The organism is bacterium, assembly GCA_030247525.1.
Classification (GTDB): domain Bacteria; phylum Electryoneota; class JAOADG01; order JAOADG01; family JAOADG01; genus JAOTSC01.
This window is the reverse complement of record JAOTSC010000021.1, coordinates 21,342-30,290: the sequence shown is the minus strand read 5'-3', so window position 1 is coordinate 30,290 and position 8,949 is coordinate 21,342. Positions and strand designations below refer to the sequence as shown.

At 48.6% G+C, this 8,949-nt stretch carries 5 protein-coding genes; all 5 read right to left on the bottom strand.

Features of this window, described 5'->3' with window-relative positions:
* The coding region (locus tag OEM52_03555) for a hypothetical protein (protein MDK9699214.1) at positions 1-415 on the bottom strand (415 nt) is incomplete at its 3' end.
* Positions 416-430: 15 nt separating this feature from the next.
* Complete coding sequence (locus tag OEM52_03550) at positions 431-1,312, bottom strand: hypothetical protein (GenBank protein ID MDK9699213.1); 882 nt, start codon at positions 1,310-1,312, stop codon at positions 431-433.
* Positions 1,312-1,548 (bottom strand): hypothetical protein, encoded by a 237-nt coding sequence (locus OEM52_03545; GenBank protein ID MDK9699212.1) that lies wholly within the window; start codon positions 1,546-1,548, stop codon positions 1,312-1,314. Before OEM52_03545 ends, OEM52_03550 begins: the two co-directional genes overlap by 1 nt.
* 171 nt (positions 1,549-1,719) lie before the next feature.
* Positions 1,720-2,661: a T9SS type A sorting domain-containing protein gene (locus OEM52_03540; GenBank protein ID MDK9699211.1), complete on the bottom strand. Its 942-nt coding sequence runs from the start codon at positions 2,659-2,661 to the stop codon at positions 1,720-1,722.
* A gap of 185 nt (positions 2,662-2,846) precedes the next feature.
* Positions 2,847-8,756: a hypothetical protein gene (locus OEM52_03535; GenBank protein ID MDK9699210.1), complete on the bottom strand. Its 5,910-nt coding sequence runs from the start codon at positions 8,754-8,756 to the stop codon at positions 2,847-2,849.
* Positions 8,757-8,949: the final 193 nt, after the last annotated feature.

The window sequence follows — 8,949 nt, the reverse complement described above, 5'->3', positions numbered from 1 at the left end:
GCCACCGAGCATCGCGATAGAATTCCATTCCCATTTCAAATTGATAGATATCGAATTCATCTAAAGAGTATTTTTTCCTCGCATTGCTGATGAGTGGAGTCCAAATCATTTCGCGCAAGTGAAAAACCAACTCCGCAGTGCTGCTGCCGGGTTGCCAAACCGGAGGGGTACCGGGAGGCGGCGGTTTCTCATGATCCAATTGATCATGACGGAGTCGACGACGAAGCTCTTTCACTTTCGCGAACCAACCGCCGATTGGCGACATTGGCAGGTCTAAACAGATATCGTCGGGAAAACCGAATCGATTCGCAAACAAAGTCAGAGAACGGCATTGGTCGCCAATCGCTTCGTGGGCACGGCGCACCGTCGTCATGGTTCCGGAAATATGTTCGGGCGAAAAGTACAGGAATTTCATGCTTTCCCGGTGTTGTTAGGTTGGCCAACCGAGCATTTGCATGGCGATTTTCCCGGCAGCTTCCCATTCGGTATCGTCACCGGGGTGAAACGGTTTATCACCGAGGAAAATTTGGATGACTGGTTCCCGATAGGGGACATTTTCCAACAACGCCCCTTCCAGTTGGAGTTCTGGATTGCCGGGGTATTGACGGCGGAAATTTCGAACTGAAGATCTCGTCCATGGATCGGGTGGATTGCGTTTTAGTGGATCGGCTAACGCAATCACCTGTGCACCGGTGCGATTTGCCGCATCAATCAGCGGACAAGTACCAATCTTATGATGGAAACCAGTGCGGGTGATGCGGTCAGTGCCGAGCAACAGAATCACATCTTCTTCGATGCGATTGATGATCCCGGTGTCTGTCAACAATCGAGCTATAATCCCGCGTTTTAGTAACTGTTGCGCTAAAGCAACCCCTTCGTTACCGGGACGCCCCTCTGCAATGAAAATAGGAGGATTGCTCGGTGATCGCCGCGACAGCAAATTCAAAACTGCAGCACCGGCGGAGTATATAACCACCGGATTATTGACAGTCAGCTCATGGACAGCATCAGCCTGTAATGACCGGAAGCGCTGCAATCGATCCGGCAGTTCCGCCAATTGGATACAGAGATCAAACGGCGATTCCCCTACCCATACCGAAGCATCTATCCGCCACGCCAACCATTCAACTGGTGCAAAACCGGGTATCGTTTCAAGCAAAAGCCCGGGCAACCGGTCGCCGCCTTCCTCCCACTGCATTTTCCTGCCGTAATGCTTCCGAAAGGCATGGGCAGCATCAAGCAGACAGGAAGTAGCTCCCCGATTGAGCGATGAACCAATCCGCCGCCATTCCGTGATAAGGGGAGCCAGCATCAATCGTTTTTATCGCTCTTGTAGAATATCGCCTGCATATCAAATTGGTGATACTCCGCCATACAATACTTACACCCGTTGTACGGTTTCTTCGCATTCTCATTGAATAACCGCTTCACCGCATCGATGGTGTAAATCTTTTTCTTCTGCTCTTTCGGCAGTTTGTTCAGATGGCATTCATAACGTGGATTGCCAGCGTCGTGAATGATGTGGGATTCTAAATCAAGGATGTACATTGTAACCTCATTCCAGTTTCTACATGTAAGATAGAATTTTTTTTGCATGGGAAAAACAAGAATTGGTGAAAACAAAAACGCCGGGAGTAAACCCGGCGTTTCTGGAATCTTTTCTTTGTTGTTGCTTCGCGGATTCGGCGGGAGGGCATGGCAACCCTCCCCTACTCGTGGTTATCGGATGTACTGGATGGTGCGGCGCTCGACGTATGTCCCAGCTTCCATTGATAATACATACGTTCCACTGGATAGATTGTCGTTTCGCCAATCAAATGCATACACACCCGGTTGTAACTCTCCTGAGAAGATAACTCCAACGTCTCTCCCCATGATATCATGCAGTTTAAGTGAAACCACCCCAGCCTTGGGAATTGCAATCTCGATGCGTGCTTCCCGATTAAAAGGATTCGGATAAATCGAATTGATGCTAAACTTATCCGGGATAGTATTTCCCCGGCTTTGTACTGATGAGATGCGGATCGCGAAATTGTTGTTGCTGAAATCTTGAACTGAAGTATCCGCCACAAGTTGCACCCGAATTCTCGCGGTTTCGGTGTTTACCCCGGAAACAAACCACTGTAACGAATCGGTTGTCGATGTACCCAATAGCTCCCAATTTCCACTCGGGTAGGTACGATTCAATCCGACCCGAACATTACCCGGTGCAGCTTGTCGACTCCAACGAGTTGTCACCGATTGTGCTCCAAAGACTTCACCACCATTCGGATACAGCACAGTAAGAGTTGGTGCAGTAATAGTGAAATTAGCATCGCTAACATCAACTACCGAGTGTTGGATAGATGTAACACGAATCCGCGCATTTGAAGTTACCCCACCAGTAACATTCCATTGGAATGTAGTGCCAACAACACTATCCGCAATCGTTTCCCAAGTTTGGGTTGGGAAATTGCGGTTCAAATGAATTCTTACCGCACCAATCGCACCAATGTTACTCCAAGCAATCTGATAGGGCGAACCAATGTTCAATGTCTCACCGCCATTGGGAGCAGTCACAGTGACTACTGGATTGATAATTGACATACTGGCGTTGCTGGTATCGCCGACTGCAAGATTGGTCGTAGAGCGAATTCTAACCCGCACGCTGGTACTTAACATCGCCGGAATCGTCCAGTCATAAGAACCGGAGTTTACTGTCGATGCAATTATCGTAGTCCAGTCGCCGGAGGGATAATTCCAGTCGTAGTCGAGAATAACATTTCCAACCGCACCGCTGGAAGTCCAGGTAATCGGGTGGTTAGTACCAATGTGCCAAGCTTCCCCACCATTCGGAGTAGTAAGTGCTATTGCTGCCGGTGCAGAAATAGGAAGTTGGCATCACTGGTATCAGCAAGGAGCGGATCCAGTACAGGCTGTAATCGAATTCTTGCGGTGGTAGTGACGGGAGAAGTAACGCTCCAAACAAACTGAGTGTTCTCGATTGGTACGGTCTCAATCGAATCCCAAGCACCGCTGGGATAGTTGCGATTGATCTGAATGCGGACATCACCAATTATCGCATTGGATATCCAACGAATTGTATCGGTTGTTCCGGTGTACAGGATTTCTCCCCCGTTGGGGTGCTGTAATGTAACAGCAGGTTGCGTTATCATGAAGTCGGCATCGCTGACATCGATCGCTGAGGGGAATGACAGCGATCGTATGCGGATACGTGCCGTATTCGTTTCCGGTCCGGTAACTCCCCAACCATAGCCATTGGATGCATAGAGTACCGTTGAAAGAGAGTCCCATGTTCCGGTCGGATAATTGCGATTCAGTTCTATCTGTAAATTTCCAGACACCCCCCAGCTACTCCAATTGATAAAACGAACCGAACTGATCATCCAAACTTCGCCACCATTGGGTGTTGAAACAGTTAGCGTCGGATTATGCAGCTCGACGTTGTTGTCGGAAGTATCGCCAATCGCCGGATTGATAACTGAGAGGATTCGAAATCGACCGTTCATCGTGGTTGGTGGTACGGTAAACCACAAGTAAGCCAAATCAGCCACTGGTACAGTCGCAATCGAATCCCAAGCGCCAGTAGGATAGTTTCGATTTAACTGTAACCGGACGTTTCCGCTTACCCCCTCATTGATCCACCCGATCGAATAGGAATATCCGAGGAAGTAACTGCCGCCATTACCCATATCCGTTAATTGCAAAGTCGGATTTGCGATAGTAAAGTCAGTATCACTGGTATCACCAAGGGTCGGAGTAACCAGTGAACGAATGCGGATTCGAGCGGTGGTCGTTAACGAACCGGTTACCACCCAATTTTCAGAACCATCGTTCGGTGTGTTGGTTGTAATATTCTCCCAAGTTCCTGTCGGATAACTACGATTGAGTTCGAGGCGAACATTGCCTTGCACATTAGAACTTGTCCAGTTAATCGTGGCTGTTGTTCCCAACCGCCAAACATCTCCACCGTTTGGTTCCAATAACTGAATCGCTGGTTGATTTCTTATCGTAAAATCAAAATTACTGGTATCACCCAGTGTGGGATTGGTAACCGAGAGAATTCGGATGCGTGCTGACTGCGTGGTAAAGAAATCCTCGATAACCCAAGTATAACTACCAGTATTTGGGACATTAATGGCAATATCATCCCACGCGCCATTCGGATAGCCATAGTTCGCTTGCAATGTAACATTGCCAACAATCTGATGGGATGTCCAAAGAATATCGTACGGTTGGCTGGTATACAGTGTTTCCCCGCCATTGGGATAGACAACTGTGATGTTTGGTGGTTCTACGAATACGATGGAGAAATCATTATCGGATGTATCACCAACTGCGGAATACTGAAGCGATGTTACGCGAATACGAGCAGTCGTTGTAATCGCACCGGTTACTGTCCATGAGTAGTTAGTTGTGGGGACACTGTCTCCAATACTTTCCCAAGTACCGGAAGGATAGTTTCGATTTAAATCGACCCTAACCGCTCCAACCGCACCAACAGCATTCCATGTAATCGATGTGAGCGAATCAACCGTAAGTGCTTCACCACCATTCGGGGTTAACAAAGTCACAGCCGGGTAAACAATAGTAAAATCCGCCGCACTTGTATCACCAATCGTGGGGGTTGCTACGATTCGCACCCGGATTCTGGCACTGGAAGTGGTGGGTGTTGTGACTGTCCAATTGTAGGAACCAGTATTCGCAGTCGAAGCGACTATGGTCGACCAAGTACCAGTCGGATAGGTACGATTGATGTCGATAATGACGTTTCCTACCGTTCCAGTTGTCGTCCAAGTGATTGGGTGTTGCGTTCCGATACTCCAAGCTTCCCCACCATTGGGCGAGGTAACGGTAACCGTTTGAGGTATCGTAATCCGGAAATTGTTATTACTGGTGTCGGCGAGTTGTGGCATCAGCAGGGAACGAATGCGGATACGGGCTGTTGTAGTCGCAGTAGTTCCCGTTACCAACCAAGAATACACACTATCGTTCTCGGTGTTTTCAGAAATACTTTCCCAAGTGCCAGCGGGATAGGTTCGGTTTAACTCAATAGCGACGTTACCCGTAACACCACTGGATGTCCAAGTAATGTTTTGGGTAGTACCGACAACCCAATTTTCCGCTCCATTAGGAACAGTAACCGTTAACACTGGAGGTTGATAAATTGTGAAATCGGCATTACTGGTATCGACTACAGTTGTCGCCGTTAATGAACGAATTCGAATCCGTGCAGTCGAGGAAACGGGAGCTGAGACAGTCCAATTGTACGTGCCATCATTCGAGGTGTTTCCTGTAATGGTCGACCAAGTCCCTGCGGGATATGTTCGATTCAAATCGATGGCAACATTTCCGGTTAGTCCTGTCGACGTCCAAGAAACGTTGAAGACCGAACCTATCGCCAAGGAGTCACCACCATTCGGAGTCAAAACCGTCAATGTCTGCGGTACACTGATAGTAAAATTCGCATTGGAAGTATCAGCGACAGTAGTATCGACCGTTGAGCGAATCCGGATCCGGGATGCCGTTGAAGCCGTTCCGGCAACGTTCCAGCCATACGAACCATTATTCGGAACATCGGCTGCCAGTGTTTCCCAAGTACCGTTTGGGTATCCCCGTTTCAATTGGATTGCGACATTACCAGCAAGATTGAACGATGTCCATGTGATATTCTGGGTAGTTCCGGTCTGCCAGTTTTCACCGCCATTCGGGACCGTGACAGTTACACTGGGTGGCGCTAACTCGGCAATTGTGAAGTTTGCACTGGAGGTATCGCCAACTCCGGGATTGACGAGGGAGGTTATCCGAATGCGAGCTGTCGTTGTCGTTGCGCCGGTAACTGTCCACGATTGCACCGAGTCATTGAGTGAATTTGCAAATAAGACTTCCCAAGTACCTGTCGGGTAACTGCGATTCAACTCGATTGCGACATTTCCAACAAGATTCACTGACGTCCAACGGATGTCGAAGGGAGAACCTATTTGCCACGATTCACCGCCATTGGGAGACGCTACAGTAATGCTGGGTGGTGCTACAACTGCAAAATCGGCATCGCAAGTATCACCAATTGTCGAGTTGGTGGTAGATCTTACGCGAATTCGGGCATTCGCTGTTAATGCCCCGGAAACCGTCCAAACTTGATTACTATCATTCGGAGTATTGGTGATGATATTCTGCCACGTACCGGATGGATAATTGCGATTTATTTGAATCGAGACATTTCCAGTAAAACCGGTTCCAATCCACTGAATGATTTGTTGTGAACCAAGTACCCACGATTCGCCACCATTCGGAGCAACAACAAGAATATTGGGAGGCATTGCAATCGTAAAGTTCGCGTTTGATGTATCTGCTAATGCTGCATCGTTATAGGAACGGATGCGGATTCGCGCAGTTGTCGATACTGCTCCTGTCACTGCCCATTGATACAAGCTGTCGTTGGCAGTGCTATCGGTTAATATCTCCCAATTTTCAGAAGGATAGCTGCGATTAAGATCAATGGCTACTGCATTCGAGTACGCTTGCGAAGTCCAAGTGATGTTGTAGTTCGCCCCAATCGTTGCCGTTTCACCCCCGTTTGGTGCTGTGACAGTTAGCCGTGGCGCAATCACGACAGCGAAATTGGTATTACTGGTGTCACCGATTGTCGTATCAACAGCGGAGCGGATGCGAATACGAGCGTTCGCAGTTGCCGGAGCAGTCACCGTCCATGTTTGATTACTGTCGTTAAGTGCATTACTCCAGAGTGATGTCCAAGTACCCGATGGATAATCACGGTTGAGTTCTATTCGTAGATTCCCCGAGAATCCGGTAGCGAGCCAGCGAATCACTTGCTGGGTACCGATGTTCCATTGCTCACCGCCATTCGGGATGATGACTTCGACCGAAGGCAAAGCGGAAATCGTAAAATTCGCATTACTACTGTCGCCGAGGAAAGGATCATAATAGGAACGGATGCGAATACGGGCGGTGCTCGAGGTAGCGCCCGTCAACGTCCAACTATAGGAACCGTCGTTGGTGGTACTATCGGTAAGGGTCTCCCAAGTACCAGTGGGATATCCCCGGTTAAGTTGGATGGAAACCGCACCAGTAACTCCACTGGATGACCATGTGACATTGTGTGGTGTTCCAAGTGCCCAAATTTCCCCACCATTCGGAGAAGTGACTGTTATACTTGGTTGAGTAATTGTGAAGTTCGCATTGCTGGTATCGCCGACTGCTGGAATTACAATTGATGTGATGCGAATTCGAGCAGTTGTGCTGGCAAGACCGGACACCGACCACGGGTAGATGCCATTGTTCACAGCGTTATCGCTAATGCTCTCCCATGTCCCACTCGGGTAATTACGATTCAACCGAATCGCTACGTTCCCGGTGACTGCCGATGATGTCCATGTGATGTTGGTGGCTTGCCCGGTAACAAACGATTCGCCACCATTGGGAGCGGTCACAGTAATCAAAGGAACTTCCGCTATTGTGAAGTTCGCATTACTGGTGTCTCCGATGGTGGTAGTAGTTACCGAACGAATCCGAACTCGGGTCGTGGTAGCGGTCGGTGCATTCACTATCCAATCGTAGGTGCCACTATTTGCAGTACTGTTAGTTATCGAAGTCCAAGCTCCCGTCGGGTATCCGCGATTGACATCGATACTGACATTTCCGGTTACACCAGATGAAATCCATGTGATAGGATAGGTCGACCCGATACTCCAACTCTCACCTCCATTTGGTGATGTGACAGTTATGGTTGGCGCACCGATAATTGTGAAATTGCCATCGCTTGTATCTGCAATGGTTGCATTATTAACAGCGCGAATCCGGATTCTGGCAGTCGTCGTTCCCGGGCTGGTAACTCCCCATGCATAGGTGCCACTATTGCTGGTACTGGCAACGACTGTTTCCCAAGTTCCGGTAGGGTAGCTTCGGTTAACATCGATAGCGACGCTACCAGTCACCCAACTGGAGTACCACTGAATTTCCCGGGTTGTCGCGGCATTCCACGATTCGCCGCCATTGGGCGTAGTCATGGTTATCGAAGGGCGGGGAACATTTCCAATCGTGTAAGAAGCGACCGAACTGCTATTCGACCAAACGACGACACCGTACCAATCGGCCCGCGCAACATTCAACGTTACCGACTCGACGGAATTATCACCATCGGATACAGCGAGTGCGTCACTTCTGCCGGCAAAGTAGGAGGCATTATTTGAGTTGAATACCGCGAATCCGAGATTTGCATTCCCTGATATTCGATTTAACGTGATCGATTGAGTTCCCGCATTGAGGTATACTTGATACATCCGCACGACAGTTGTGGACGTCCAGCTTTGGCTGACTGTGATGTTTCCATTGGGTATCGTAACAACCGAGTTAGCATACTCGACAGAATACGCACCCGTTCCACCTGTGCTTTCAGTCTGGAGGTAATAGTTTTGCAAAGCAGCGTGGTGAAAATCCGCTACTAAAAAGTCGATACCAGAACCAGTGAGATTCGATTGAGCTATCAGGGTGCGGAAATTTTCATCGGAATACATTGCGAGATTGTAATCCACTGTACCGGGTGACCGGACACCAATCACCGACCAAAGAGTATCAGTTGGCACAATCGAGTATTGGTGGAGCGAATCGCTGAATGAAACCGGTGTTTGATGGGATAATGCCGTTTGCGCAAATGATAACTGCGTTAACGATAGCATTGCAGCTAACGTTAAAAGCCAGTGGCAAGAAATCGAGAACTTCCCGTGCAACCACATCATAAGCAACCTCCTCTGGGAGCGATAGAACGAACCAAGTTTGTAGGGGCAACCGGAACGTACTTTGATTCACACAGATATGCAAGGTGAATTGATGTTGGTAAACGATTTTTCGATTTGACCTGCGTTTACACTCAGAGTCAAAAAGGATTCTTTATCTTTGTATGTAACTCTCCCGCAAAAGGTAGTCGTAGGC

What these genes read in the sequence shown, in the direction of transcription:
- OEM52_03550 (MDK9699213.1), bottom strand. Translation starts at nt 1,312, where the DNA reads ATGCTGGCTCCCCTTATCACGGAATGGCGGCGGATTGGTTCATCGCTC.
- OEM52_03545 (MDK9699212.1), bottom strand. Translation starts at nt 1,548, where the DNA reads ATGTACATCCTTGATTTAGAATCCCACATCATTCACGACGCTGGCAAT.
- OEM52_03540 (MDK9699211.1), bottom strand. Translation starts at nt 2,661, where the DNA reads ATGTTAAGTACCAGCGTGCGGGTTAGAATTCGCTCTACGACCAATCTT.
- OEM52_03535 (MDK9699210.1), bottom strand. Translation starts at nt 8,756, where the DNA reads ATGATGTGGTTGCACGGGAAGTTCTCGATTTCTTGCCACTGGCTTTTA.